Annotated in this window: 24 protein-coding genes; 15 read left to right on the top strand and 9 right to left on the bottom strand. The window is 49.1% G+C overall.

Translation table 11 applies throughout. The features are described from left to right. Positions 1-34: 34 nt before the first annotated feature. Positions 35-2,203 carry a DNA helicase II gene (uvrD, locus tag N5E87_RS02485; RefSeq protein ID WP_011715677.1) on the bottom strand — a complete coding sequence of 723 codons (2,169 nt, stop codon included), beginning with the start codon at positions 2,201-2,203 and terminating at the stop codon, positions 35-37. 171 nt (positions 2,204-2,374) lie between these two features. Here uvrD and N5E87_RS02480 point away from each other — a divergent pair, with 171 nt between their 5' ends. After that, entirely contained in the window at positions 2,375-3,295 is a 921-nt protein-coding gene (locus tag N5E87_RS02480; RefSeq protein WP_279774990.1) for a response regulator, read from the top strand. 243 nt (positions 3,296-3,538) lie between these two features. Then, the gene (locus N5E87_RS02475; protein ID WP_279774989.1) at positions 3,539-5,509 is read left to right on the top strand and encodes a hypothetical protein; all 1,971 of its coding nucleotides are present in this window, start codon (positions 3,539-3,541) and stop codon (positions 5,507-5,509) included. 288 nt (positions 5,510-5,797) lie between these two features. Here the strand turns inward: N5E87_RS02475 and N5E87_RS02470 are convergent. Next, a protein-coding gene (locus tag N5E87_RS02470) for an IS3-like element ISSpu6 family transposase (protein ID WP_086937296.1) occupies positions 5,798-7,353 on the bottom strand; the annotation gives its coding sequence in 2 pieces (ribosomal slippage) (positions 5,798-6,891 and positions 6,891-7,353; 1,557 coding nt in all). A gap of 441 nt (positions 7,354-7,794) precedes the next feature. On the opposite strand from N5E87_RS02470, the gene N5E87_RS02465 reads away from it, so the two are divergent. Then, complete coding sequence (locus tag N5E87_RS02465; RefSeq protein ID WP_232015265.1) at positions 7,795-8,724, top strand: FRG domain-containing protein; 930 nt, start codon at positions 7,795-7,797, stop codon at positions 8,722-8,724. Positions 8,725-9,178: 454 nt separating this feature from the next. Here N5E87_RS02465 and N5E87_RS02460 read toward each other — a convergent pair whose 3' ends face one another. Beyond that, complete coding sequence (locus N5E87_RS02460; RefSeq protein WP_279774987.1) at positions 9,179-9,547, bottom strand: NUDIX domain-containing protein; 369 nt, start codon at positions 9,545-9,547, stop codon at positions 9,179-9,181. 114 nt (positions 9,548-9,661) lie between these two features. Between N5E87_RS02460 and N5E87_RS02455 the strand changes: the two genes are divergently transcribed. The 4 genes from N5E87_RS02455 to N5E87_RS02440 are packed head-to-tail and all read left to right on the top strand — an operon-like array spanning position 9,662 to position 12,345. Then, the gene (locus N5E87_RS02455; protein ID WP_253990071.1) at positions 9,662-9,943 is read left to right on the top strand and encodes an IS66 family insertion sequence element accessory protein TnpB; all 282 of its coding nucleotides are present in this window, start codon (positions 9,662-9,664) and stop codon (positions 9,941-9,943) included. Next, complete coding sequence (gene tnpB, locus N5E87_RS02450) at positions 9,943-10,293, top strand: IS66 family insertion sequence element accessory protein TnpB (RefSeq protein WP_253990070.1); 351 nt, start codon at positions 9,943-9,945, stop codon at positions 10,291-10,293. The genes N5E87_RS02455 and tnpB overlap by 1 nt, the downstream gene beginning before the upstream one ends. A gap of 21 nt (positions 10,294-10,314) precedes the next feature. Then, positions 10,315-12,063 (top strand): IS66 family transposase, encoded by a 1,749-nt coding sequence (locus N5E87_RS02445; RefSeq protein ID WP_279774986.1) that lies wholly within the window; start codon positions 10,315-10,317, stop codon positions 12,061-12,063. Positions 12,064-12,081: 18 nt separating this feature from the next. Next, a complete protein-coding gene (locus tag N5E87_RS02440; RefSeq protein ID WP_279774985.1) occupies positions 12,082-12,345 on the top strand; it encodes a transposase in 264 nt (87 codons plus the stop codon). A gap of 98 nt (positions 12,346-12,443) precedes the next feature. Here N5E87_RS02440 and N5E87_RS02435 read toward each other — a convergent pair whose 3' ends face one another. Genes N5E87_RS02435 through N5E87_RS02425 form a run of 3 tightly spaced genes read right to left on the bottom strand, consistent with a single transcriptional unit; the run spans position 12,444 to position 14,043 of the window. Then, positions 12,444-13,325, bottom strand: a complete 882-nt coding sequence (locus N5E87_RS02435) for a neutral zinc metallopeptidase (protein WP_086903815.1) — start codon at positions 13,323-13,325, stop codon at positions 12,444-12,446. A gap of 47 nt (positions 13,326-13,372) precedes the next feature. Then, positions 13,373-13,798: a hypothetical protein gene (locus tag N5E87_RS02430; protein WP_086903814.1), complete on the bottom strand. Its 426-nt coding sequence runs from the start codon at positions 13,796-13,798 to the stop codon at positions 13,373-13,375. 11 nt (positions 13,799-13,809) lie between these two features. Beyond that, complete coding sequence (locus N5E87_RS02425) at positions 13,810-14,043, bottom strand: hypothetical protein (RefSeq protein ID WP_011621266.1); 234 nt, start codon at positions 14,041-14,043, stop codon at positions 13,810-13,812. Positions 14,044-14,236: 193 nt separating this feature from the next. Between N5E87_RS02425 and N5E87_RS02420 the strand changes: the two genes are divergently transcribed. From N5E87_RS02420 to N5E87_RS02400, 5 genes are all read left to right on the top strand, one after another. Next, entirely contained in the window at positions 14,237-15,730 is a 1,494-nt protein-coding gene (locus N5E87_RS02420) for a helicase HerA-like domain-containing protein (protein ID WP_086903813.1), read from the top strand. A gap of 313 nt (positions 15,731-16,043) precedes the next feature. Next, a complete protein-coding gene (locus N5E87_RS02415) occupies positions 16,044-16,166 on the top strand; it encodes a hypothetical protein (RefSeq protein ID WP_039978852.1) in 123 nt (40 codons plus the stop codon). A gap of 493 nt (positions 16,167-16,659) precedes the next feature. After that, positions 16,660-17,616 carry a TAXI family TRAP transporter solute-binding subunit gene (locus tag N5E87_RS02410; RefSeq protein WP_011627359.1) on the top strand — a complete coding sequence of 319 codons (957 nt, stop codon included), beginning with the start codon at positions 16,660-16,662 and terminating at the stop codon, positions 17,614-17,616. Between the two features lie 107 nt (positions 17,617-17,723). After that, on the top strand, positions 17,724-19,757 hold the full coding sequence (locus tag N5E87_RS02405) for a TRAP transporter permease (RefSeq protein ID WP_086903812.1): 2,034 nt from the start codon (positions 17,724-17,726) through the stop codon (positions 19,755-19,757). A 33-nt stretch (positions 19,758-19,790) separates the two neighbouring features. After that, positions 19,791-20,189, top strand: a complete 399-nt coding sequence (locus N5E87_RS02400; RefSeq protein WP_086903811.1) for a DUF1850 domain-containing protein — start codon at positions 19,791-19,793, stop codon at positions 20,187-20,189. Between the two features lie 46 nt (positions 20,190-20,235). Here the strand turns inward: N5E87_RS02400 and N5E87_RS02395 are convergent, their stop codons facing one another. Together N5E87_RS02395 and N5E87_RS02390 are read right to left on the bottom strand one after the other, a co-directional pair. Further along, positions 20,236-21,222, bottom strand: coding sequence for a sensor domain-containing diguanylate cyclase (locus N5E87_RS02395; protein WP_086903810.1), 987 nt, complete (start codon positions 21,220-21,222; stop codon positions 20,236-20,238). Positions 21,223-21,369: 147 nt separating this feature from the next. Beyond that, positions 21,370-21,705 carry an FKBP-type peptidyl-prolyl cis-trans isomerase gene (locus tag N5E87_RS02390; RefSeq protein WP_011621259.1) on the bottom strand — a complete coding sequence of 112 codons (336 nt, stop codon included), beginning with the start codon at positions 21,703-21,705 and terminating at the stop codon, positions 21,370-21,372. 189 nt (positions 21,706-21,894) lie between these two features. Here N5E87_RS02390 and trxC point away from each other — a divergent pair, with 189 nt between their 5' ends. Continuing rightward, positions 21,895-22,317 carry a thioredoxin TrxC gene (trxC, locus tag N5E87_RS02385; protein ID WP_086903809.1) on the top strand — a complete coding sequence of 141 codons (423 nt, stop codon included), beginning with the start codon at positions 21,895-21,897 and terminating at the stop codon, positions 22,315-22,317. A gap of 66 nt (positions 22,318-22,383) precedes the next feature. Here the strand turns inward: trxC and N5E87_RS02380 are convergent, their stop codons facing one another. Then, positions 22,384-23,784 carry a DASS family sodium-coupled anion symporter gene (locus N5E87_RS02380; RefSeq protein ID WP_086903808.1) on the bottom strand — a complete coding sequence of 467 codons (1,401 nt, stop codon included), beginning with the start codon at positions 23,782-23,784 and terminating at the stop codon, positions 22,384-22,386. A gap of 658 nt (positions 23,785-24,442) precedes the next feature. On the opposite strand from N5E87_RS02380, the gene N5E87_RS02375 reads away from it, so the two are divergent. Further along, entirely contained in the window at positions 24,443-25,486 is a 1,044-nt protein-coding gene (locus tag N5E87_RS02375) for a sensor domain-containing diguanylate cyclase (RefSeq protein WP_086903807.1), read from the top strand. 221 nt (positions 25,487-25,707) lie between these two features. Further along, positions 25,708-26,880: an MFS transporter gene (locus N5E87_RS02370; protein WP_086903806.1), complete on the top strand. Its 1,173-nt coding sequence runs from the start codon at positions 25,708-25,710 to the stop codon at positions 26,878-26,880. Positions 26,881-26,884 lie beyond the last annotated feature (4 nt).

The following is a 26,884-nucleotide window of genomic DNA, read 5'->3' as shown; positions in this document are numbered from 1 at the left end:
TCAAGCTGTCACAAAATCATGACATTGGCGTCAATCAACGCGCCTCTAAACGCGCGTAGGCGACCACCAGCCACTTACTGCCAAAATCACTAAAATTCACCTGCACTCGCGCCTGCGCGCCACTGCCCTCAAAGTTAGTCACTTTACCGTCACCAAATTTTGGATGATGCACTCTTTGGCCGACGCTAAAGCCAGTATCGTTGGCGACCGCCGACTTTTGCGCACTGAAGCGATTATTCGCCATCGGCGTTGACACCTGCGCCTTTAAGCGAATTTCGTCCACATATTGCGGCGGAATTTCCTTAATAAAGCGAGATGGACGGGCATAATCTTCGCGGCCATAAATACGGCGGGATTCGGCATAGGTGATATAGAGTTTTTCCATCGCGCGGGTCATGCCCACGTAACAGAGGCGACGTTCCTCATCGAGTCTGTCGCCCTCTTCGAGCGCCATCTTACTCGGGAAAATCCCCTCCTCGACGCCCGCCATAAACACCATAGTAAACTCAAGCCCCTTGGCCGAGTGCAGTGTCATTAACTGTACGGCATCGGTAAAGGCATCGGCCTGACCTTCGCCCGCCTCTAAGGCCGCGTGGGATAGGAAGGCGTTAAGCTCGCCCATATCCTCAAGCTCCTCTGGCATTTCGAAGGTGCGCGCCGCGGTAACGAGTTCCTCTAAGTTTTCGATACGGGCGTGGGCCTTTTCGCCTTTTTCCGCCTCGTACATGGCCTTAAGGCCAGAGGCTTGGATCACTGTGTCCGTCATCCGGTACAGCGCCATATCCTGAGTTTCTTCCTGCAGGGTGACGATAAGATCCATAAAGCCACGTACCGCAGAGGCGGCGCGGCCAGCCAGCACTTTTTCATCCAGCAAACGTAAACAAGCCTGCCACAGGGTGAGTTCCTGCTGACGGGCGGTCGAACGCAGAATATCTAAGGTGCGATCGCCAATGCCGCGGGGCGGTGTATTAACCACGCGCTCGAAGGCGGCATCGTCATTTTTATTGCTGATTAGACGCATATAACCCATAGCATCTTTAATCTCTTGGCGTTCGAAGAAGCGCAGGCCACCGTAAATACGATAGGCTAAGCCTTTGTGTAATAAGGCTTCTTCGAGCACACGCGACTGAGCGTTTGAGCGATATAAAATCGCGCAGTCACTTAAATTGCCGCCTTTTTCGTACCAATCATTGATACGGCCGACAATAAAGCGCGCCTCGTCCATTTCGTTGAAGGCGCAGTAGAGGGAAATCGGCTCACCATCGGCTTCGTCGGTCCACAACTCTTTACCTAAACGCTCGGGGTTATTGGCGATAAGGGCGTTCGACGCCTTCAAAATATTGCCCTTGGAGCGATAATTTTGCTCGAGGCGAATCGTAGTCGCCGTCGGGAAATCCCGCAGGAAGCGGTGCAGGTTTTCAACCTGAGCGCCACGCCAACCGTAAATAGATTGGTCGTCGTCACCCACTATCATCACATTGGCGGTTTGGCCGGCAAGCACGCGGATCCAGGCATATTGAATGGCGTTGGTATCTTGGAACTCGTCTACCAGAATATGCTTAAAACGTTCTTGATAATGCGCCAGCAAATGCGGTTTATTGAGCCAAAGTTCGTGGGCACGCAGCAGGATTTCGGCAAAGTCGACTAAACCTGCGCGATCACAAGACTCTTGATAAACCTGATAAATCTTCAGCAGGTTTTGCTCAATCGGAAAACCACCCGCATCGATATGCTTGGGCCGTAATCCTTGGTCTTTCTTGCCATTGATATAGGCCTGCGCCTGACGGGGAGGATATTGCTTTTCATCCAGATTCAAACTTTTAAGGATGCGTTTCAGCAAGCGCACCTGATCGTCCGAATCGAGAATTTGGAAGCTTTGCGGCAATCCCGCATCTTGGAAGTGAGTTCGTAACAGACGATGCGCTAACCCGTGGAAGGTACCAATCCACATCCGCCCCATATTGGTGCCAGCGACTTTCTCCACCCGCTCACGCATCTCGGCCGCGGCTTTATTGGTAAACGTCACAGCTAAAATTGAGTAAGGGCTCTGCTGTTCGACCTGCATTAACCACGCGATACGGTGGGTTAATACTCGCGTTTTGCCACTGCCTGCGCCCGCAAGCACTAACATGCTGGATTGCGGTGCCGCGACAGCCTCGCGCTGTTTATCATTCAGGCCGTCTAGTAAAGAAGATACGTCCATTCTCGCCTCCAAAAAATCGAGGGGGCAGTATAACAGAAGAAGCGCCCAAGGCATGCCACGAGTTTGAGCTCAATCACAGACAATTCATTTGACTCGAGGGCCAAGTTTGGCTTGAATTGGTTGATACAATTTATTAACAACTAAAGTATGACTCGATGCCAAGGGACCTGAATGCATTATTGTTTTAACGCTTTTGTGTTGGATACCCAGAACCGAACCTTGTTCTGCAACAACCAAAGGCTCCACTGTGACGAGCGCGTTATCCTGTTACTCGCAAAGCTAATCGACGCCTATCCCGCCCATTGCGATCAGGCCTGCTTGCTCGAACATATTTGGCCCAATACTGTGGTGAGCAGTTGGTCCGTCGCAAGATTAATCTCAGATACCCGCAAATTATTCGAGGCGGCGGGCCTTAAGGTGCCCATTATTCAAACCTTGCATGGCCGAGGGTATCGGCTCTCCCCCGATATCGCCGCCATTATTCGCTCCGATGCCGTCGCTAACAGTTTTGCCGCTCAAGACCACTCACTCGCAATAACAGATAACGCCACCAGCGCAGCCAACTCGAATACACTTCAACCCGCGCAAAAAAAGCCCTATTTCACCCTGCCGGGATTAGTCTTGATTGGGATCTTGTCGAGCGCAGTGCTTGCCCTGCTCTATCACAATCAAGCCGAACGTAACGGCCAATTAGTGTTGGCCGAGCCGCAAAACGTAAAAGCACGCATATTGTGGGTCGATGATCACCCGGAAAATAATCAGGCCGAACGCCAGTTTTTAGAGCAAAAAAAGATTGGGGTTTACACCACCAAAACCAGCAGCGATGCACTCACACTGCTGAGTTTGTATAGCTACGATGCCATTATTACCGACATGGGCCGGGGCACGGATCCCCTCGCAGGTCTGAAACTGATGCAGGCAATCCGCGAGCGTGGCATCAGCACACCCATTTACCTCTACACCATCATGCCCTCCGAGGCGCTGCGGCAAAAAGCCCAAGAACATGGCGCGCAGGACATCGCCGTCGAAGCCGAAGACTTATATCAACACTTGATGCCACTCATCCGTTATGCCGACGAAGGCGCGCAGTAAAGCCGCGCTCAACCTCAGCAAATTTTGCTTCAATCTATTGATATTATTCACTTTCAAAAACATTCAATAAGTTTCAAAGACAAAATCCCTCCAGAGGATTTATATCTTGTTCAGGGTTCAGCACCTGAGCCCTTCTGCCGATCGCTATCGCCCGTGCCCCAATGATGACTAACGACCATCCCGCTATGTGGGATAGCGAGTTGTTGCTGATATTTGCTCAGTAGCCTAAAAGGAATTTACATAATGAAGCCAATCTATCGACTCACGGTTCCCATTCTCTTAGGTCTCACGCTCGGCGCCTGTGGCGGCAGTGATGATGACGATGAAGATCCTAGCCCCATTGAATCCCAGCAGTTTGCCATTAAAGGGACAGTAAAAGGGCTAACCAACACCTTAAAACTCACCCTACAAACCAATGGCCAGACAGTAGAAACGCTTTCTGTTCAAAGTGATGGCACAGATAAGGCCTTTGCATTTTCGAATATGCAGAATGAAGGCGTTAGCTTTGCCATTACCGTCAATACGCAGCCAACAGCACAAACCTGTACCGTCGCTAATGGCAGCGGCACCTTAAGCCAGAGCAATGCCGAAACCGCCCTCGTCACCTGTGAAACCAATGCTAATGCCGAATTAACCGGGATCTTTAGGGATAGCCCAGTTGCCGGGATCCATTATCAAACCGACAGCCAAACCGATGGCACCACCAGCGATATTGGTGAGTTTCAATACTTACAGGGGGAACAAGTCACCTTTTCGGTCGGCGCGATTCAGTTTCCCAGCACAGCTGCCAGCGCACTCGTCACTCCCACCGAAATTGCAGCGGGCAATGAGGTCACAAAGGTAAATATCCTGCAATTGCTGCAAACCCTAGATAAGGATTGCGATGTCGAAAATGGCATTCAGATCAAAAGCTCACACCATGATCTGCTCGCCAATACCGTACTGGATATCAGCAGTGCCGATTTTGACTCCCAACTCAACACCGCCTTTGCCAGCCTCGGCTCGGGCTTGAGTCTTATCGGTGAAGCCCAGGCCCTCAGCCATTTCGATAATTCGAATCGTAATCTGCTGCTGGGTAGCTGGCTGCTGTCGGAGGGAGAAGGCCAAAGTAATATTCTGACCTTTATCGACCATAGCCGTTACCTATTGATCCACGAAAGTTCTGGCGATGGTGGCCAAGCGGCGGCCTCGGTCGAATACGGTAATTACACTTGGGATAGCGTGACAGGCAGCTTCAGTGTCAGCCTTATTGGTCAATCTGACGGCTCCGGCGGCCTGTACGATGGCAGCAGTGTCGTCAATAAGGCAGAGGTCAGTTTAACTACCCTCAAGCTGACCCTCACGGACAATGGCGCCAGCAATATCACGCTCACTCGTATCGAAGATGCTAGCGATGCGTTAATCGGCACCTGGCATGTGTACGACCCCGAAACCGAGAACGACAGCTTTGTGACTTTCCTGCCCAATCAAGCCTATGCCATTGTGCATACCGCCAACTCCGACAGCTATGAGGGTCAATCCCCCCAAGCGCAATCGGGAGAATTTGGTCATTACGTCAAAGATACCAGTGGCTATAAGTTTACCGCCAGTGTCGAGTCCGACGGCCCTAATGGTCTCTATGATGCCCAGTCAGCTGACGCCCATCAGTTTTCATCCATCAGCACCAGCCAATGGGGCGAGATGATGGCAACTGAAAATGGCCCAGAAGGCGGTACTTTTACCTTAGATAAGGTAGGCAGTTTTGTGACTGAGTTGGTCGATAAACCTTCAGCCGCAGCAGGCACCAGCCTTGGACGCATAACTTCGGTGCGGGATATCGAAGGCTTTAGCTACGACGCCACAGTCAATCGCCTGCTGCAATTCGACTTAACCTTTGCCACGGACACACAAAACCGCTGCACCACCGAGTTCGCCAATGGCCAATGCGGCGCACGTTACAACATGCTGGTGCAGAATGTGTCCGAGAATGATATGGGGGATGTGATTGGTGAGATCAGCCTGAACGAAGTCACCAGCAATGCCCAAGTGAACAGCGATTTTTATATGACAACCGCTGGCACACTGCACTTTGCCTTTAGTGGCAGTCAGACAATGACCATCAGCCCCTTGTTAGGCAAATCTTGCCAAGGCAATCAACGCGCCTTAGTGAGCTTAACCGATACCAGCAATAACCAATCACTTTGGTTAGTCGAGTTAACCCCAGCCGCCCTATAGCTAACGCTATCTTCCCTTTGTCGGGCTATGTTCTTCCGTAGTCCGGCATTTTTTTATTCTAAAAACCATGAACACAGCTATTGCCTATCGAACCGTTTGAAATCGAGCCATATATAACCAGATTTATTTCAAAGCATGTTCAATAAGGATTAAGCACTTTCATTCCAGTGACACGCCGTGAATATGTCCCTATAGGCTCGACGACGGCATCCATGCCGTCAACGGTCACTTCCATAACAATGCTTAATCCGGTGTTTTTCAAGATAGTTGTCACTCTTTGTTTAAATATTAAGCTGCATTTATTACGCCTTCTTCTGGTGCCTTATCTGGGTTGAGTGTTACAGCGCCAACCGCTTCACAATTTCTGATCTCTGTAGACCAACGCATCGGTTTTCTTTCCTTCGCCGCCTCAAGCACTTTCTTGCGCTTCGCTAAAATAGCGCCATCTTGCAGTGCATGACGTTGCCCTGGTGAGACAAAATTTAGCTGGCTGTGTTTATGCTCATCGTTGTACCAGGTTACAAACTTTTCCACCCATTCTCTTGCTGTTGCTAAGCAGCTAAAACCTGATGCCGGCCACTGTGGGCGGTATTTCAACGTTTTAAATAACGACTCTGAAAAGGGGTTGTCATTACTCACCCGCGGCCGACTTAATGATGCCGTAATACCAAGCTCTTCCAGCTTGGCTTTCATGGTCAGTGACTTCATCGGCGCCCCATTATCAGAATGCAGCACTAATGGCGTGTTAAAGCATTGCTCGCGTAACAGACAGCGTTGGATTAGCGCAGCGGCATATTCCCCACTTTCTTGCTCATGAACTTCGTAACCCACTATTTTTCTACTGTAAATATCTTCAAACAGGTACAAATAGTAGAACTGGCCTTTGACGATTGAGGCTAAATAAGTGATGTCCCATGACCACACTTGATTCGGCCCATCTGCCCGATAACTCAACGGTTTGCTTCGATTGACCGCAGCCTGAGTGCGGCCACGATGGTTAAGTTGACCATGAGCATTTAACACTCTGTAGAAGCTGGATTCCGAGGCGATATAAATCCCGTTATCTAATAATGTTGGCACAATTTGCGACGGGGGTAAGCTGGCGTACTCCGCTTGATTGCACACACTTAATATCTGTTGTCGCTCATGTTCTTCGAGTTTATTTGCTGGCTCTGGTCGAGCTGCTGTTGGCCTTAAATCAGCTTGCACTTGACCTTCTCGATACCAACGTCGATAGGTACGCTTACTGAGGCCCGTTTCAGCACAAGCCTTATAAAGGCGAGCACCATTGGTATAGGCCTCTTGGATTAAGGCAATCAATGCTATGCGCTCAGGCAAGGGGGTTAGCTCTCCTCGCTGTCGTCCCCCCAGAGCGCATTGAGCTTTTTTCTGAGCACCAGTAACGCAGCAGCTTCAGCCAGCGCTTTCTCCTTATAGCGCAATTCCCGTTGCAGCGATTTGATTTCGGCTTTGTCAGCCTTAGCCTGCTGTTTAATGGTTTTAGTTTGTACTTCTGAGGTTTGAAAACCAGCTAAACAATCCTGTTTCCACTGCTGTACTTGCTCGCGGAACAAGCCCTTTTCACGGCAATACTGGTTTATCTCCGCTTCCGACAGCGGCGCTGTTTCAATAATCACGGCAAGTTTTGCTTCAGCCGACCAATCATCGGCTGTTAATGTTTTACCTGGCACGGGGCGACCTTCTTTTCTGGCAATATCTCGCCAATGATACAAGGTTTGCACCGCGATGCCTTCTTCCCGAGCGACCTCTGCGACCGTTAAGTTGTGAGGAGGTAATAATTTTTTAAGGATCGCTTCTTTACGTTCTGGTGAATACCGAGCCATATCGTTCTCTTTTGCCGCACCCTGTCTTTAAACATAATGATTATTTAGGGGTGACAACAATCCTGACACAGGGGGAATCTTCCCAACCTCTACAGTATCCAGCACCTTCTGACGAGCATGCAGTCTGTATAGAATGGACGGCTGAGTTCAAACCAGCTTCATCCCCCTTTTGAAGACTGCCAAAAAGAAGTGAGTTGAGCTTTTTTACTAAAAATCTTCGTTTCTTGAATGCTAATCGAAAGTGCATTATGTTCTTGTTTTATCTTGGATCACCAGATTAATTTGATGTCTTTCAGATTGGCAATATGTGCATGCAGCCAGATGACCATGTGTATCTGTTTCACGAAGGTGATAAGTCCAAAGTTGACCCAAACACAACCAAGTTCCATGGCAAGATGATATAAATTTTAGAAACAGTTTTATTAAATAAAGGCGTACAAGATGGCGGAACACAAGCAACCACCGACAGCAAATTCACTTCAAGAGATCATCGCTTTTGTTGAATCGCTCGACATAAGTAAGCGGGGTGCTTGGTTTCGTGGTCACACTGACTCATCCTTTGAACTGCTCCCTTCTGTTTTTAGACGGACGGGGAAGGATGGAGATGGCCCATATTACAATGAAAATGAACTATTAAAAGAATTCCTTCGCAGGCACCCTGCCGCTAAAAAGGAACATTCCAATACTTTAGAACTGCTTACCTACGCACAACACTATGGATTGCCCACAAGGTTGCTAGATTGGTCTGAAAATGTTTTAGTGGCGACCTATTTTGCTTGTCTGGATGATAATACCGATGGAGAGCTTTTTATTCTTAATCCTCTTCCATTTGAACAAGAAATAGGCGTATTAATATTTGAAGATGTAAATACAAAAGTCATTAATACATCAATAGATGCAGAAACAAGTGTAAAAGTACTGACCGCAATTAAAGAAGAGTCTAAGGAAAAAGGAAGTTTAGAGTCATATACTTATATCAACGGAATTTCAATCGTAGACTACAATGGAAACGATCTATTATCTTTGTTCACCAAAAAAAGTTTTATCAATATAAACTTTAAACTAGATGAATACGAATTGAATCACGTAGGTAGCTTTTACATGTATCACCCACCGTTAATAAATAAAAGATTAATTGCTCAAAATGGATGTTTTACCGTACATGCTGGAAAGATTTTTAACGGTAAGATGATTATTCCATTTACCCATCTAAAGCCGAATGAGACTGCTGGGCTATCGTCAATCCTTATAGATAAGGACGCCAAACAAGACATTCTAAACTCTCTAAGAATGTGTGGTATTGATAAAAGCCGCTTATTCCCCGAACTAGAGCATCAAACTGCGGTAATTAAAGAGTTATGCAAATTTTAACCTCAATATCAAAGGCGATACTTTGAAAGATAAGAAATAGTTTATCAAAACACCCATTGTTATATTGTAAATATTATACTTAGTAAAAAACCGAATAGGGTTAAACAGGGCATTCATATCTCTTTATTGCTTTTAGTGACCAACAGACAACTCAATAATCACAGTAATACACCATCCCCTCGGAGTTGCCGCAGGGCGAATAGACAAATTGCGTGAGTCTCGCCATGGATGGCGAGCTAGCTTTCGCAGGTGCATGGACGCATCCTTCGGAAGCGATAGCAAATTTGGCAATGAGCACAAGGGGCTTTCAACTCCGTTGGGGCGTCTTGGAGCATCCAAGGAGGATAGGACGAGCAGTCCTCCTTGGTCGACTCTTGATTAAAAATCAGGAGGTGAAGCCCCACGACTTTGACTTTGCTTTTAAAAGCAACCACCCATGCTTGCTGGCAAAGCCTTAAAACTTTGCACTCACGACAACCCCGTTGAAATTAAGACAATCTTTAACTCTTTGCTGCTGAACCGCGCTAAGGGTGTCGATATCATGGAAGGCAAACTCTGAGTGTTCATGACTCAAGCGAATCACCGCATCGGCAGATGCAAACTCACAACGAAAGATAAAGGCTTGGGATTGATAGGCACTGTGATAATACACACCGCTCAGGTAGTGGACGTTCACCGCCAATCCCAGCTCCTCTTGGCATTCACGCAACAGGGCTTCGTGAATCGTTTCGCCGGGCTCTAAGGCTCCGCCGGGTAAGCCCCAGGCACAATTGCCGTAATTAGCCTTAAGGAGTAACACTTGGCCAGCATCGTTAGTGATCACCCCATGGCTACTGAGCCGAAATCTATCTTCAAATGTAAGCGTCCATTTTAGGACGTCCTATCCCCACTAACGATCGCGCGATAAGCTGTGCACTCACCATAACAGGAGAGTGATATGACAAAGCGCGCTTACCGCAACGCTGCACAATGGCAGCAATTAATCGACTTATGGCACACATCAGAGCTGAGCATTGCTGAGTTTTGCCAAACCCATCAACTGAGTACCATGTCATTTTACAAATGGCGGCAACGCTTGGCTCCACAAACCGAGCAAGCACCTGTTCGTCAAGATACACAGTTTATCGATTTATCCGCGTTTGCACACCAAGGCAACACCCGCTGGCATATTGTCTTGTCGCTGGGCAATGGCGTTGAACTTACCCTTAGCCAGCAATAATGTTTATCCCTGCAGCTAACCAAAAAATCTGGCTGTGCACCACGCCCGTGGATATGCGTAAATCCTTTAACGGCTTAAGTGCCCTGGTACGCAATAAGCTTTGCCATAATCCACAAAGCGGCCAGTACTTTGTGTTTATCAACGCCCGTAAAACCCAGATGAAGGTGTTGTACTTCGAAAGCTCAGGCTATTGTGTCTGGGCGAAGCGCCTAGAGCAAGGCCAGTTTCCGGTGAAACCGCACCCCAATGGGATCCAATCGCTCACCGGCTGCACCCTGCAAATGATCGTTGACGGAATTACCGTACTTCGTCAAAAACAAGCGAAGCGCTATGGGCAGCCAAGCGCTTGATAAGCCTGTATAATTGGCGCTATGAAAATCAAGCCTTCACCCTCATCCAACGTGGCAACGGATGCTGAGACACTGGTTAATTTGACCAGTGAAATTGCGCGTCTGCAAGCCTTGGTTGAGGCTCTTCAGCAAAAAGACACCTTAGCGCAAGCACATGCTGAATTGGCGCAAAAGCACGCTGTCTTATCAAAACAGCATGCAACTTTATCGCAAAAGCACAGCACACTTGAGCAAAACTGGGATGAGCTACAAGCGAAATTCACGACATTGACCCAGTCCTTCGCAGGCATTAAGCAGCGCTTAGCCTGGTTTGAGAAGCAGTTGTTTGGTCAGAAGTCAGAAAAGCGCGCGCTGGAATTGGGTATGCAGTTAAGCTTGCTGGGCGATATGGTGCCCGCGCTGACCCAGCCCGAAGGTGAAACCGAATACACCACCTACACCCGCAGAAAAGGCAAGCAGCGTCCGGATGATTGCGTCAATGACAGTGGCCTACGTTTTAACGATAACGTGCCGGTCAAAGTGATTACGCTTATTCCCGATGAGCTAAAAGGGGAAGATGCGGACAAATATGAAGTGATTGGTGTGAAAAGCACCTTCCGCTTAGCGCAGCGCCCGGCGAGCTTCGAAGTGCTGCGTTATGACCGGCAAATCGTCAAACACAAAGAGAGCGAAGCCATTCTGCCAAGCAAGGCGCCGTTTAATGTGCTGGATAAAAGCTGTGCGGATGTGAGCTTTATCGTCGGGATGCTGGTCGATAAATTCCAATATCACTTGCCGTTGTATCGCCAACACCAGCGTTTAGCTGCGGCGGGCATTACCTTAAGCCGCAGTACGCTGGGCACCATTGTGGCACGTGGCATTGATTTACTGTATCCGATTGTCGATGCGATGCTGACCAGCATCTTACAAAGCCAGGTGCTGGCCATGGACGAGACGCCCATCAAAGCAGGCAAAGCTGGGCCAGGCAAAATGAAGCAAAGTTACTTCTGGCCGGTGTATGGCGATAAAGATGAAATTGTTTTTACCTTCTCCACCAGCCGCGGGCGGCAGCATATCGAAGAGATATTAAAACATCGCTTTAAAGGCACCTTATTAAGTGATGGTTACAGTGCCTATGCCAGTTATATCAAAGCCAATGAAGGCTTAACCCACGCCCAGTGCTGGGTGCATAGTCGCCGGCAATTTATTGAAGCTGAAAACAGCTGGCCACAACCGGCCAACGAAGCGATAAGCCTAATCGCTAAGCTGTATGAAATAGAAGAGACTATCCAACGCCAAAAGCTCACTGATGACAAAAAACGCCAATACCGGCTTACCCACAGTAAACCGGTGGTGGACCGCTTCTTCCAGTGGTGTGATGACATCCTGCATAACCTGACGCTGCTGCCCAAAGACCCCCTCTATAAAGCGATTGGCTATGTACAAAGCAAAGAAATGGCACTGCGCGTCTTCCTGGAAGCCCCTGATGTGCCGCTGGATACGAACCATCTGGAGCGGGCGCTCAGGTCCATTCCAATGGGTCGAAAAAATTGGCTGTTCTGTTGGACCGAAATCGGTGCAGAGCATGTCGGCGTTATCCAAAGCCTGATAGTGACCTGCCGCTTGCACGATATCAACGTGAACGACTATTTAACCGATGTACTGCTGCGCATCAGCCAACATCCTGCCAGCCAGGTACACGAACTGACGCCACAGTATTGGAAAACCAAGTTCGCTGACAACCCGCTACGCTCTGACCTCTTTGCTTTACCCGCCACTTCGGTAGAATAGCCTCCAGACGGAGGCGATATGCGCATAGAAGACCTAACCTTAGACGAATTACACGAGCTGAACGAGCTTATCTGGAAACGGATTGAGTACTTGCGTTTGCAAAACGATATTAATGTCCTGAGTCAGTTACGCTTAGGCCAAAAAGTGCACTTCAAGGCCAAAGAGGGGCAGGTATTCGGCGTGGTCATCAAAATTAACAAGAAATCGGTGGTGGTGGTCAGTGACGATAATCGCCAGTGGAAAATGCCACCAGGACTGGTACAGATCATGAAAGACGTTTAGTCAGGTTGGTTGGCAGAAATCTGCAAGGCGTCAATACGTCCTAAAATGAACGCTTACCTTCAAATGCCATGTCTCAATCCCACGCTAAGGCTGTGTTATCACGAGTTGTGATTAAAGGTATTGCAGCTGGCAAGCTTGCCAGAGGCAAAGCCTGTCTTAAACCATTTTACCCTGTCAGCCGAACTGCCATGGGTAAAGGCTTCGGGTTGTACGGCTCGGCCAGCCATTTTTTGCAGGCGATCATCCCCCACAGCACTCGCAGCAGCGATGCCTTCTTCAACATCTCCGGCTTCGAGCAGATTGAGCTGCCTGTCGACATAATGCCCCCACACGCCAGCATAACAGTCGGCTTGCAATTCGAGGGCAACACTCAATTGATTGGCCTGCGCCTTGCCAGCGGCTTGCTGCGCCTGACGGACTTTAGTGCTGGTCCCGAGTAGGTTCTGCACATGGTGGCCCACCTCGTGGGCAATCACATAGGCGAAGGCAAAATCCCCCGGCGCACCGAGTTTTTTCAGCTCCTCGAGAAAACTCAAGTCGATATAAACTTTGCTATCAGCGGGGCAATAGAAAGGCCCTGATTGCGCCTGTCCCATACCGCATCCCGTTGAGGTCATATTGCGATAAAGCACCAGTTTGGGCTCGACATATCGCCCCTGCAGTAATTGATTCCAGACGGTTTCGGTGGTGCCGAGGATCGCCGCCACAAACTGGGCATTTTCATCTTGAGCGGCTGTATTGCTGGCCGATTGTGACTGGCTAAACCCCGCTTGATTGCTCGGGTCTAGGGACAATCCGCCAGTAAAATATTGAAACGCAAAATACAATCCGCCTAGCAGCAATATCACTCGGCCGATTTTGGTGCGAAGTAGAAAAGGCAGCAAGCGCAGCAGGAGCGCGCTGGGCACGCCCGCGGACGCCATCTGCTGGTCACGTCTGTCTTCGATATTGGAGCTGCGGTCACTGTCATGCCAACGCATTGGATTTCCTAGGCTATGGGTATGGGAGCTAGATTTCAGTGTAGCCGTTATTTGGGATCATTCTGCTCGGCGGGCGCCGCTTTTAACGAGCGTAAAAACAGCCCTAGCCCACCAAAGGCTAACACTAAAATCACGATCAAATCGAAGGCCGACATGGCCCTAAAGTGAAACTGAATCGAGCTTATCACGCCGACAATTAAGGCGACTAAGGAGCCTAAGGTCAGCAGCCAACCGAACTTAGTCTTGGCATCAAAAAACACCATCACTATCCCGAGGATAAACGGTAGCATCACCATACCTGTGGTGATAGAAAATCCCTGCCCAAAAGCATTCATGCGGTAGAGTCCATAGCCCAGTCCAAAACTGGAGCTTACCTGTATCGCATTGAATAACAGATAAAATCCTGCACACATCATGGCAAGCCCAATAAAAAATTGGCCAATACCGCCCTGTGTTCCTCCCGCTCCCTTCATACCAATCCTTTCTATTGACGTTGTTGAATCGCTTTGTCGACAGCTTCTTTAAGCTGTTGGTCCTCTGCAGCCTTTTTGGCTTTCTCGTGGGCTGCCAACTGTTTATCCGCCTCAGCCACGCAGCGCTGTTTATCTAACATGGGCTCATAGGGGTCGACATCCGTCCGGGCAGAACAGGCTAACTCGGCACAGGCAGAGGTCAACAGTGATGCGGACAAGACTAACATAATCAAAGGGGTTTTCATCTTCGGCTCCTCAACAAAATAGCTACACTTAACCAAGCTAACATTGGCAAGCTTTACTTGAGCTGTATCGATTATGTGCTCAACGATATTGACACAGATCCACGAAAGGCAAACACTGAGTGATGTTTTTTTATCCACCCATGACCGACGCCCCATTGGTTCATCACGGGGCTAATTAAGACAAGGACTGCGCTTGAATACTCTACTCTTAGGTAAAGGTGAGCAACAGGTTCACTTAAATCTTAAATATGCCAACCGCCACGGACTGATCGCAGGCGCTACTGGGACGGGGAAAACCGTTTCGCTGATGACCCTCGCCGAAGGCTTCTCCCGCCAAGGTGTGCCGGTATTTATCACCGACATTAAAGGTGATATCTCTGGGCTTGGCGTCGCGGGCACACCAAACGACAAACTCTTCCAGCGAGCCGCCGAAATCGGGATTGAGGAATATCAAACCGAGGCCAATCCGGTGGTTTTCTGGGATTTGGCAGGAGAGCAAGGACACCCCTTACGCACAACCGTGAGCGAGATGGGGCCGACCCTGCTCGGGCGCATTCTCGAACTCAATGACACCCAAAGCAGTATTTTAGACATAGTGTTTCAACTGGCTGACGACCAAGGTTTATTGTTACTCGATCTCGACGATCTTCGCGCTATGCTCAACTTAGTCGCCGATGAGCGCAAAGATATCTCCGCCAAGTATGGGCTTATCAGCGCCCAGTCCCTCGCCGCCATTCAACGTTCGGTCCTCGGCTTAGAGCGCGATGGCGGCAAAGACTTTTTCGGCGAGCCAGCGCTTCAACTCGAAGACTTGATGCGCACTAACTTACAAGGGCGCGGGATTATCAATCTGTTAGCCGCTAATAAGTTAATCCTGACCCCTAACCTCTATTCCAGTTTCTTACTCTGGCTGCTATCAGAACTCTTTGAAAACCTACCCGAAGTCGGCGATCTCGATAAACCCAAGTTAGTCTTCTTTATCGATGAGGCACACTTATTGTTTGAAGGCTGCCCAGCAAGTTTGCTTAAACGCATAGAGCAGATTATGCGGCTTATCCGCTCCAAGGGCGTCGGGGTGTATTTTTGCTCGCAGTTTCCTGACGATATTCCCAACGAGATCTTAGGTCAGCTCGGTAATCGGATTCAGCATGCCCTCAGGGCGTATACCCCAAGGGATCAAAAAGCCGTTAAAACTGCGGCGGAGACCTTTGTGCCCAACCCTAAATTGGTGGTCAGCGAGGTGATTTCACAACTCGCCGTGGGCGAAGCTTTAGTCTCGACACTCGCCGAGAAAGGTGTGCCTACTATGGTGGAACGCGCCCTGATTGCACCGCCCCGCTGTCGCATGGGGCCCGCAAGTGCGGAGGAGTTAAACGCCATTCGTGCCAAGAGTCCCATTGGCGGCAAGTACGACACTTTAATCAACCGAGAGTCCGCCTACGAGCGGCTCAATCAACGGCACGCCGAAGCGGCCAATGGCGCCGCTAGCACCAAAACCGCGAATACGCCCGCCACCCAAGAGGCGGAGCAAGGCTGGTTTAGTGAACTGATCTTTGGCAATAAACGCCGCCAAGGATTGGCCGAGACACTCTCCAAACAAGCGGCGCGAACCGTGGGTAATCAACTCGGTAAACAAATATTGCGCGGACTACTCGGCGGCATACTCGGCAAGTCGACCCGCAGGTAATGGCGCTGGGCTAAAACCGTGCGCCAAACCGCATATTTTATATACACATTGGCACTACCATTAGCGTGAATTATTCTAAGTAGTGAGTGGATCTTAGTTAGGATTTAGGTGATAAGATTATTTTGCAAGTACCGCTCAGAGAGGCAAATAAATTCAAGTAATTTACCAATAGTTTTAAATAGTTGTGATTTAAAAATGGTGTAATTCGAGTTTAATCGTTTCGCTTTAATCAGGACATCATGGAACGGGTTTTACGCAAATGGCTTACATGATTAGCCTGATGAACAACCACTGAAAGTACATGGAGTTAACTATGAGTAAAGAGCAAAAAAATCGCAAAGAGGCCAAGAAAAAGCCGTTAATGACGATGAAGGAAAAACGTGCCGCAAAACACGCCAAAAACGCGTCTAAAGGTCTCCTCGATAACGTTAAATAATATTGTGGCACTTTAGGGTGCGCCTCCAATATCGACAATTAAGGGTTAACTGCGGTTAGCCCTTTTTATTGGCTCACTCTCGGTTTTTGGTTATTTATCCCGCAAACAACACAGATTAAGTTATCAATAAGGTGATGATTTAATTAGCCTAAGCCCTTAACTGAAAATGTCACCTAGACTAAAGCAACATGCACATTGCTTGAGTCTTTTGCTAAGGTTTTATTTACCTAGATCACCCAGAACCACAATCGCAGCTAAGTTACCGATTTATCAGCTTATTCCATTTTAGCCATCAGAGCACCCGACGCTCGCTAGCCCTATTGGAATATTGGTTATTCGCCTAATAAATCACGATTTAGACTGCATATAAACTCGTGACAAAGCCTGTATTTTGAGCAGATTTGGGTATATAAGTAGTGATACTAAAGTAGCAATCAAACAGTTCGATTTACCTTACCCTATATAACACAATAAAAAATAAGGATATTTCAGCATGAAAATCAACAAACGTTTTATCGCCGTTGGCGCAGCATTAACGCTCTCACTCAGCGCAGCCTCAATGGCGGCCGCACCTGCCTTTATCAATATCTTAACTGGCGGCACCAGTGGCGTGTATTACCCCATTGGTGTGGCACTGTCGCAGCTCTATGGCTCAGGCATTGAAGGCGCCAAAACCTCTGTGCAGGCCACTAAAGCCTCGGTTGAAAACCTCAACTTGCTGCAAGCGGGCCGTGGTGAATTGGCCTTAGCCTTAGGCGATTCTGTGGCTGCTGCCTATCAAGGCGATGCCGATGCAGGCTTTAAAAAGCCATTAGATAAGGTGCGCGTACTCGCAGCCGCTTACCCTAACTACATTCAAATTGTGGCCAATAAGGAATCTGGCATCAAAACCTTAGCGGATTTGAAAGGTAAACGTATTTCTGTCGGTGCACCGAAGTCAGGTACTGAACTCAACGCCCGCGCCATTTTTAAAGCCGCGGGTTTAAGCTACGAAGACATGGGCAAAGTGGAATTTTTACCCTATGCCGAATCGGTCGAGCTGATTAAAAACCGTCAGTTAGATGCGACCTTACAATCTTCGGGCTTAGGTATGGCAGCTATCCGCGATTTAGCCGCGACTATGCCAATCAACTTTGTGGAAATCCCCGAAGATGTGATCGGCAAAATCAATAACCCAGCCTATCAACATGGTGTGATCCCAGCAGCCACCTACGAAGGCCAAACCGCTGATGTCTCTACGGTTGCGATTCAAAACCTCTTTGTGACTCAAGCCGGTGTGTCTGACGATTTAGCCTATCAGATGACTAAACTGATGTTTGAGCATTTAGACCGCCTCGGCAACGCCCACTCAGCGGCGAAAGCCATTCAATTAGACAAGGCAACCAAAAACCTGCCTGCGCCACTGCACCCAGGTGCTGAGCGTTATTTCAAAGAAGTTGGCGCACTCTAAGGGTGTAACCTCAATCTGTGCGACCCGTTTTTGACCTAAGCACTTGAGTGATAGCGTCACTCAAGTGCTGCGTCGCCCTCTGTAGTCTAATGCTGTGAGGCATAAATATGAGCTATTCCGAACAAGGACTAGGCGCCAAGACCAGTGACTGGCCCAAGGCGCTGTTTTATACCGCGCTACTTTTCTCTATTTTTCAAATCATTACCGCCGCCTTTCATCCCGTATCGACCCAAGTTTTGCGGGCAACCCACGTTGGCTTTTTACTGTTAATCGTATTTTTAAGTTATCCGGCGGTGGGCAAGTCTCGCCCTTGGCAACCCTTAGCCTGGGTGCTTGGCCTTGCGGGCATGGCAACGGCCGCCTATCAATGGTTTTTTGAGGCCGATTTGATCCAGCGCTCCGGTGAACTTACCGATGCCGATATGGTGATTGGCGTGGTGCTGATTGTCTTAGTGTTTGAAGCCGCGCGGCGGGTGATGGGCTGGGCACTGCCGATTATCTGCTGTATTTTCTTGGCCTACGGCTTATTCGGCCAATATCTCCCCGGTGACTTAATGCACCGTGGCTACGGCGTGGACCAAATTATCAATCAGTTATCCTTCGGTACCGAAGGGCTCTACGGCACACCAACCTATGTGTCGGCTACCTATATCTTCCTATTTATTCTCTTTGGTGCCTTTTTAGAGCAGGCGGGGATGATCCGTCTGTTTACCGATTTTGCGATGGGATTATTCGGCCATAAACTCGGCGGCCCGGCGAAAGTGGCCGTGGTATCTTCGGCGATGATGGGCACAATTACGGGCTCGGGCGTTGCCAACGTGGTGACCACGGGGCAATTTACCATCCCCTTGATGAAGCGCTTCGGCTACCGCCCCGCCTTTGCTGGCGGTGTAGAAGCCACTTCCAGTATGGGCAGCCAAATTATGCCGCCCATCATGGGCGCGGTGGCCTTTATCATGGCCGAAACTATTAACGTGCCGTTTATTGAAATCGCTAAAGCGGCGTTAATCCCCGCGTTATTGTATTTCAGCTCAGTGTTCTGGATGGTGCATCTGGAAGCCAAACGCGCCAATCTCTGCGGTTTGCCTAAGGATCAATGCCCCGATCCTTGGGCGGCAGTGAAGGAGCGCTGGTATCTGCTGATCCCACTGTTTATTTTGATTTACTTGCTGTTTTCGGGACGTACGCCGCTCTTCTCCGGCATGGTCGGTTTAGCGCTGACTTCGATTGTGATCTTAGGCTCTGCGATTGTGCTGCGCCTACCTTCTAATGCGATGCGCTTTGCCTTTTGGATTGCCCTTGGGGTGTTGTGTGCCGGCTTCTTCCAGATGGGAATCGCCGTCGTCTTCGGGGTCATCGCCTTACTCGTCGCTGTCTGCTGGTTTATCAAAGGGGGCAAAGATACCCTGACCATCTGCCTGCACGCTTTAGTCGATGGTGCTCGCCATGCGGTGCCCGTGGGGATTGCCTGCGCTCTGGTTGGGGTGATTATCGGTATCGTCTCGCTAACGGGGATTGCCTCAACCTTCGCCAGTTACATCCTCGCCGTGGGTCAAGATAACCTCTTCCTCTCGTTGGTGTTAACTATGCTCACCTGCATGGTGTTGGGCATGGGTATCCCAAGTATCCCTAACTATATTATTACCAGCTCGATCGCCGCCCCCGCCCTGCTGGACTTAGGTGTGCCGCTGATCGTCTCCCATATGTTTGTGTTTTACTTCGGGATTATGGCCGACCTCACGCCTCCCGTCGCCTTGGCCTGCTTTGCCGCCGCGCCAATCGCAAAAGAATCGGGGCTGAAGATCAGTCTATGGGCGATTCGCATCGCTATCGCTGGCTTTGTGATCCCCTTTATGGCGGTTTACGATCCGGCGCTTATGCTACAAAGTGATAGCTGGCTTGCCATCGGCTTTGTGATGTTAAAAGCCACCGTAGGTATTGGTATCTGGGGCGTGATCTTCACCGGTTTCTTACTGCAAAAACTCTATTGGTGGGAACGGGTTATCGGCTTCCTCGCCGGAGCCAGTTTAATCCTTGCCACACCACTCAGTGATGAAATCGGCTTTGGTCTGGCGCTACTCTTTATCGTGCAGCACAGCCTAAGAGCACGCAAACTGAAACGTCTTGCCGAGCAGGGGTAAGGTTTTGAGTGTATGCAAAAGTAAGGCATTAAGATGCTAGGTCTATGTTTAGGCCTAGCGGGCACTCTGTGGGCGCAAGTGCCCACAGAGCAGTTCACCCTGGCGTGGAACCACAGCATAGAAAAAATCCGCTGGGAAGAAGACTATCAAGTCACCACTCAAGGATTACAACTCACTGAGGCCAGAGTCAAAGGCACGGGCGCGGGAATGGAAATCCCCGATGACGCTGTGTTTAGCAATGGCAGTTGGCATTATCAACCTAAGTTGCCCGTGCTGCCGAGATTACACTTAGGGCGCACACCCGAGGCTGGGGATTTTGAGCTGTGCTTCACTCAGGCTTTGGGGGAGACGCAGTGCCAAGCTATGAGTCATTGGATTGGCCCGCCGAACACACACGATGCCGCCGTTGAGGTGTGGGGCTGTCAGCTGTGAAATATCACTTTATAAAAACGCGCAAGCTAGGCGCATCTGCCGCCGATTAACGGTCAATAGCGCTCTCATCCCGAGAGAAGCTGTAGCCGTTTTTCCCTTGGTGTTTAATACGATACATAGCGGCATCGGCGCGATCGCAGCTTTGAGCAAAACGATCACCATACTCAAAAATATCGATACCAATACTCAGGCTAATCGCCACCTCGCAACCATCGAGTAAGAAACGTTGTCGATAAACATCCAACAAGGATTGCGCGAGCATGCCTAAGACTTCGATATCTGAAGTGGGCAGGACAATCACAAACTCGTCCCCGCCGAGCCGCGCGATCTTCGCCTGTGCGCCCGAATGCTCCACTAATGAATGCGCCACATGCACCAATAAGTTATCGCCAAACTTGTGGCCATGGTGATCATTTAAGGCTTTAAAACCATCAAGATCGATAAAGAATAACGCCCCACGCTGGCCGGGTTGCAATAACTCATCGAAGGCCGTGGTGATGGCTTGGCGGTTCATCAAGTTGGTGAGAGGGTCGCTATGGGCTAACCGAGCTAAATCCAGCTCATAGCGCTTTTCTTGAGTGATATCGATATGGCTGCCCATCATCCGCAGCGGCGTGCCATCGGGTAGACGCTCAACAATGCGGCCACGATCCGACACCCAAGTGATGCTGCCATCTTTGTGCAGCATGCGATGTACGACCTGATAATAATCGGCCTTGCCATTCACATGATCTTCAAAGGCTTTGATTACCCACTCTTTATCCTCTGGATGAAGTTTGCTTTTCCAGCTGTCGACATGGGCGCGAAGCTCCTCGCGGCTAAAGCCGAGCAGTTCGCCCCACTTCACATTGAACAGGGTGAGATTGCCACTGGGAACATGCTGCTCCCACAAACACAAGCCATTGCCATCGAGGGCGGCAAAGAGTTTTTCTTCGGCGCGATTATTGAGCGCCGTTAACCGCGCATTTTCACGTTTAAGCTCGGCGATTTCGGCCTGAAGTTGCTTTATTTGTGCTGCAGAATCCGCTACCACGAAAAGTCTCTGTTGTTAGGTTGGAGGATTTTCGTCCAGTGTAAAACAGTTAAAGCCGAAGGGACATAGTAAAAAGGATAAAGCTAAAGGGGAGCAGGCAAGCCACACAAAGGAGTCAGCCAGATGCTGACCCCATCAAGCTGACGCTTAATCGCGGGTGAGCACTTCAAGCAATTCAATCTCAAAGGTGAGGTCAGAATTTGGCTTGATATGGGCACCAATTTGGCGCTCGCCGTAGGCTAAATGCGCAGGGACGAATAACTTACGTTTTCCGCCAACCTTCATGCCCATCAGTCCTTGATCCCAACCTTTAATCACTCGGCCAGTGCCAATCACGCATTGAAATGCCTGACCACGGTCATAGGAGGAATCAAACTGAGTGCCGTCCTGTAAAAAACCGCGGTATTGAGTGGTGATCAACGCGCCTTTTACGGCCTCTTTTCCTTCGCCGATAACCAGATCGACAACTTCTAATTCAGTCATTTAATTAATCTCTTCGTCTTCACTTACATACAAGTGATCCATCAAAGTGTCTATTCTAACATCGCCAGCCGAGCTTGTCGGTGCAGCTCCCCCATTTTGTGGTGCAGGTTTCGATACGCCTTTACCTCCCTTTAAATTTGCCACGGCGTCCCCATATCTACAGCATGCATTGAGCTAAGGAGCCATTCCATGATTATCGCCTGCCCCCACTGTGACACCTTAAACCGCGTGCCCCAAGAGCGGTTAACCGAGCAGCCTACCTGCGGCAAATGTAAACAGAATCTGTTTGCGGCGGCGCCCATTGAGCTCACGAGCGCCAATTTTATCAATCATGCTCACAAGTCAGAGTTGCCAATTGTTGTTGATTTTTGGGCGAGCTGGTGCGGCCCCTGCAAAAGCTTTGCGCCCACCTTTTCGGCGGCAGCCAAAGCATGGGAACCACAATTTCGCTTCGGCAAGATTAATACCGAGGAGCAACAGGCGTTGGCGGCGCAATTTGGGATCCGCTCTATCCCTACGCTGATGATATTCAAACAGGGGCATGTTATCGCCCAGCAAGCGGGCGCCTTACCCAAGTCGGCGCTCGACCAATGGCTGCAGAGTTATTGTTAGAATCTATAGTTGCGCCCATAAAAATACCCAGCCTAGCTGGGTATTTTTTGGATGAATCAGGCGCGTTTACACTTCCCAGAAGGTGTGGGCAATAATGCCCAGCACTATCATGCTGAGGAAGTTAACTATCATACCCACTCGCACCATTTCCGATTGCTTAATATGGCCAGAGCCGTAAACAATGGCGTTAGGCGGCGTCGCCACAGGCAACATAAAGGCGCAGGAAGCCGCAATACCAATCAGCACTGAGAGCATCACTGGCGATACCCCTAATGCTTCGGCAATCGCCGCAAATACCGGCACTAACAGCGCCGCGCTTGCGGTATTACTAGCAAACTCGGTCAGCATCACCACAAAGGCGATTACCGCGAACACAAACAGCGACATATGGGTGCTACCAAAAATATCCGTCATCCAGTGCGCGAGGAACACGCTGGTACCGGTACTTTTGAGCACGGCACTCAAGGTTAAACCACCACCGAACAGGATCAATACGCCCCAATCTGTGGTCGATTCGATCTTCTTCCAGCCTACAAGCCCGAGTCCCGCCAGCAACACCACAGTACCAAGGGCAACTATGGTATCAAATTGCGTGATCCCACCGAGCGCTTTGGCCAGCGGCACACTGAAAATCCAGCAACAAACCGTCGCGAGGAAGATAACTAAGGTGAGTTTGCCTTGGAAAGTCAGTTTTTGTTCTTCAACATCCAACTTACATTGCGCAGATAGATCCGGCTTAAAGTACCAGTAGAGTGCCAAAAGCATCATAGGCAACATCAAGATCACCGTAGGAATACCAAACTTCAGCCAGTCGCTAAAGCTTAGGCCGACCTGCGCCGCGGCAATCGCGTTTGGCGGGCTGCCGACTAAGGTACCAATGCCACCAATGTTGGCGGAATAGGCAATCCCAAGCAGCAAGAACACATAAGTGCTGTGGTACATCTTGCGATCGAGCTGCTGCAAAATCCCCAGCGCGAGTGGCAACATCATCGCCGTGGTTGCTGTGTTACTGATCCACATAGACAGCAACGCCGTCACGCCAAACAGCATTAAACAGGCAATACTGAGTTTACCCTTGGAGGCCAGTAATAATTTTTGCGCTATCAGGGTATCGATCTTTTGATGGTGCAGCGCCGCAGCTAATACAAAGCCACCGAAAAACAGATAGATAATCGGGTTGGCAAAGTTACTCATGGCTTCTTTGGTTTCAAACACTCCAAAGAATACCGCCAAAATCGGCACTAAAATCGCCGTGATACTGATGTGAATCGCTTCGCTTAACCACAAGATGGCGGCGAACACTAAGATAGCCAGCCCTGTATTGACCCCTTGGTCAAAGGGTAAACCGTAATACAGCGCGAATAGCAGCAGAATATCCGCCACTAAGATCAGCATTTTTTTCTTTTCAAGCCCGGCATTCGCGGGCGAATGATTGGGGGGAACCGACGTTGATTGCTCTAAGGACATGGTGACAACCTTCATACCATTATTTTTTTAGGCAAATTTAGGGCATAGGTCACACTTGGCAAAGCAGTTTATTTTGTGCTTTTGCCACCAAGCAACCACAAACACTGCAGACAAAAGGCGCAAAAATGCCATTTTCGAGATAAAAATCACCTGTTTTTGATCTGAACTTATGTACAAAATTTTCAAACGCACAAAAATACCGCAAAAGTTTGCCAAAGCTGTAATTGAATAAATGTTTAAAACTGTGACGCACGTCAAATTTTAGTTTTCAACCAAGTGATAAAGACTGAATTTAATCTTAAAAACAGCAGTTAAAACCAAAATATCTAAATTATTTACACTTTTGCAACTAAAGATTCCACCAAAGACAATCGCCGCATATTTTCCAATTTATTCACATTTAAACAACCACTCAATTTAACGGCTCGCCGAACAAAAACCGTCTGAGCCCCGAGATGACGCCGATTTTCAAGCTATCTCCCCCTTCGTGCGGCGCTATCAAGTTGTGTCAGCTTGAATGCAAATAAGAGATTCTTTAACCTAAAACCAACAAAGATTGCAGAGCGTGCAAACTCACTCTATATTGCAGCTAGAACCTTATTTAGGCATTTAAAATGTTGCTTTAAATGACCAAAGGCGTTTAAGGGAGGGGATAGCGATGGACAGATATTTTAACCCCTTGAGTTTATCTGATAGTGCCAAGGAACATCAGATTAGCTTCCCCGTGGAATTTGTGCAGGCGCTTACCGTGGCGACCTCACTCCAAGAAGTGCTCGATACGGTTTCCCAATGGATCTATCAACTCTTTGATGCACAACGAGTCAGCATCACCTTAAAGGACGATGCCGACTACCTAAAAATCTATTCCATCAGTGGCGATAAGGCTATTCCACTCGACTTTAGAGTCCCGATTGCTAACACCTTTGTTGGTCGCGTATTCACTAACAAGACAGTACTGATTTGCGATGTTCTGACGACATCCGCAGATCTGGACTGCATCATGCTTGCCCAGAGCGGCATGAATACCTGCATGGACGCCCCATTACTCTATGGGGATATTTGTTTGGGCACACTTAATGTCGCCCATCAACAATCCAATTATTACACCGATTTACACGCCTTAGAGTTACAGTGCTTAGCCAATTGGATTAGCCTGAACATCAGCCTGCGTCTGCAACTGAAAGAACTCGAATACCTTGCCTCAACGGATCATTTAACAGGCGCGGCCAATCGACGGGTGTTTACCCAAAAAATCCAACAAGCCATCGCGGTGTTCCATGAACAGGGACAAGCCTTTTACTTTGCTTTGATGGACATAGATCATTTTAAGATGCTCAATGACCAATTTGGCCATACCGCAGGGGACTATGTGTTACAGCGGATTGTCGCGATTACCGAAACGCTGATGACGAGTCCAGGTAAATTCTTTCGGATCGGCGGTGAGGAATTTGCGATAATCTTCCTCGAGCAAACTGGCTATGATGCCCTGCAGTTTTTTAACGATATCAGGGAAGCCATTGCCAAGGCCGCCATGGACTATGATGATGTACAGCTCAGCGTCAGTGTCAGTATCGGCTTTACCGCGATGAGCCCATTAGATGAGGCGCCAGAATCCCTGCTGCGCCGCGCGGATAAGGCGCTGTATCAGGCAAAACTGGCGGGGAGAAATCGTGTAGTGATGTTTAACAGCACTCAAGTATAATTACCCGACATGTTTAATAACCGTTCATTCAACGCCGAAAAAACGCACAACAAAATCGCAAGTTTGTAACATTTAAAGCTCATTATCTCTATGAATAATAAACACAAATATTATTCACCATCTCAGTCAATCTAACTCACTTTACCCTGCACAAAATTCGGCCTAAAGTCGCGCCCGTAATCTCACCTCCCGCTAATGATTTATCCATTTTGGTACCGCTTGTGGAAAATAGTGCATTAACTCAATCGACTCAAAAGCCAGGGCTGTTTGTGCCTGTTGCTGGCTTAAGCCTATTTGCCCTCGCCTCGGGCTATTTGATGAGTTTGATCCCGCTGTCACTCAGTTACTTTGAGCTCAGCCCCGATCTCGCACCATGGCTCGCGAGTATTTTCTACCTAGGCTTATTGCTGGGCGCACCTTGCATCGCGCCAATCGTGGCACGTATTGGACACAGCAAGGCCTTTATTTTATTTCTCAATATCTTATTGTGCAGCGTTGTGGTCATGGTACTGCTGCCACAGGGCGGTATCTGGCTCGCTTCGCGACTCGTTGCTGGTGTCGCGGTGGCAGGGATTTTTGTGGTAGTCGAATCTTGGTTGCTGATGGCCGACACCCAAAAACAACGGGCCAAACGCTTAGGCCTGTACATGACCGCCCTCTACGGCGGCACGGCAATAGGACAACTCGCGGTCGATTACTTAGGTACCACGGGCAACCTTCCCTATTTAGTGGTGATAGGTTTACTGGCCGCCGCCAGTTTACCCGCGCTCTTAGTCAAACGCGGTCAACCACAATCGAGCGAGCAACACTCGATTGCCCTATCGGATCTTAAAAACCTGAGTAAACCCGCCGTGGTTGGTTGTTTAGTCTCGGGATTATTGCTCGGCCCTATTTACGGCCTATTGCCTGTTTATGTGTCGCAGGACATGGGATTTGCCCAGCAGACGGGGCAATTTATGGCGCTGATCATTATGGGCGGCATGATAGTCCAGCCCTTAGTGAGCTATTTATCTCCACGCTTCCAGAAAAGTGTATTAATGGCTGCCTTCTGCTTAATTGGCGCAGCGGCACTCTTTTTACTGACACAGAAATCCCTCGTTGGACTCTGGTTAGGCTTTGTGTTGCTGGGCGCCTGCGCCTTTGCCCTCTACCCTATCGCCATCAGTCTGGCCTGTGATCATCTGCCCAGCAGCCAAATTGTGTCTGCAACTCAGATTATGTTGCTCAGTTATTCCGTAGGTTCGGTTATCGGCCCGGTTGCAGCGAGTCGCTTTAATCATATCGAGCATGGCTTGTTACTCTACTTAGCCGCCAGTTTTGTGCTGACTTCTTGTTACCTTGGCGCGCACTTACTGGTGCGAAGCAAACCTCGCTTGCCGACGGCAAAAGCTTAAGGCC

It is taken from the genome of Shewanella sp. GD03713, from assembly GCF_029843705.1.
GTDB lineage: Bacteria > Pseudomonadota > Gammaproteobacteria > Enterobacterales > Shewanellaceae > Shewanella.
The sequence above is the reverse complement of the archived record's forward strand: the minus strand, read 5'-3'. Positions and strand labels throughout refer to the sequence as shown.

Excerpts from the sequence above, each read along its gene's own strand:
- N5E87_RS02425 (WP_011621266.1), bottom strand. The coding sequence starts at position 14,043 with ATGAAAACCCCTTTGATTATGTTAGTCTTGTCCGCATCACTGTTGACC.
- N5E87_RS02440 (WP_279774985.1), top strand. The coding sequence starts at position 12,082 with ATGCGCATAGAAGACCTAACCTTAGACGAATTACACGAGCTGAACGAG.
- N5E87_RS02390 (WP_011621259.1), bottom strand. The coding sequence starts at position 21,705 with ATGACTGAATTAGAAGTTGTCGATCTGGTTATCGGCGAAGGAAAAGAG.
- N5E87_RS02415 (WP_039978852.1), top strand. The coding sequence starts at position 16,044 with ATGAGTAAAGAGCAAAAAAATCGCAAAGAGGCCAAGAAAAAGCCGTTA.
- trxC (WP_086903809.1), top strand. The coding sequence starts at position 21,895 with ATGATTATCGCCTGCCCCCACTGTGACACCTTAAACCGCGTGCCCCAA.
- uvrD (WP_011715677.1), bottom strand. The coding sequence starts at position 2,203 with ATGGACGTATCTTCTTTACTAGACGGCCTGAATGATAAACAGCGCGAG.
- N5E87_RS02445 (WP_279774986.1), top strand. The coding sequence starts at position 10,315 with ATGAAAATCAAGCCTTCACCCTCATCCAACGTGGCAACGGATGCTGAG.
- N5E87_RS02430 (WP_086903814.1), bottom strand. The coding sequence starts at position 13,798 with ATGAAGGGAGCGGGAGGAACACAGGGCGGTATTGGCCAATTTTTTATT.
- N5E87_RS02410 (WP_011627359.1), top strand. The coding sequence starts at position 16,660 with ATGAAAATCAACAAACGTTTTATCGCCGTTGGCGCAGCATTAACGCTC.
- N5E87_RS02380 (WP_086903808.1), bottom strand. The coding sequence starts at position 23,784 with ATGTCCTTAGAGCAATCAACGTCGGTTCCCCCCAATCATTCGCCCGCG.
- N5E87_RS02435 (WP_086903815.1), bottom strand. The coding sequence starts at position 13,325 with ATGCGTTGGCATGACAGTGACCGCAGCTCCAATATCGAAGACAGACGT.
- N5E87_RS02475 (WP_279774989.1), top strand. The coding sequence starts at position 3,539 with ATGAAGCCAATCTATCGACTCACGGTTCCCATTCTCTTAGGTCTCACG.
- N5E87_RS02405 (WP_086903812.1), top strand. The coding sequence starts at position 17,724 with ATGAGCTATTCCGAACAAGGACTAGGCGCCAAGACCAGTGACTGGCCC.
- N5E87_RS02400 (WP_086903811.1), top strand. The coding sequence starts at position 19,791 with ATGCTAGGTCTATGTTTAGGCCTAGCGGGCACTCTGTGGGCGCAAGTG.
- N5E87_RS02465 (WP_232015265.1), top strand. The coding sequence starts at position 7,795 with ATGGCGGAACACAAGCAACCACCGACAGCAAATTCACTTCAAGAGATC.
- tnpB (WP_253990070.1), top strand. The coding sequence starts at position 9,943 with ATGTTTATCCCTGCAGCTAACCAAAAAATCTGGCTGTGCACCACGCCC.
- N5E87_RS02375 (WP_086903807.1), top strand. The coding sequence starts at position 24,443 with ATGGACAGATATTTTAACCCCTTGAGTTTATCTGATAGTGCCAAGGAA.
- N5E87_RS02480 (WP_279774990.1), top strand. The coding sequence starts at position 2,375 with ATGCATTATTGTTTTAACGCTTTTGTGTTGGATACCCAGAACCGAACC.
- N5E87_RS02455 (WP_253990071.1), top strand. The coding sequence starts at position 9,662 with ATGACAAAGCGCGCTTACCGCAACGCTGCACAATGGCAGCAATTAATC.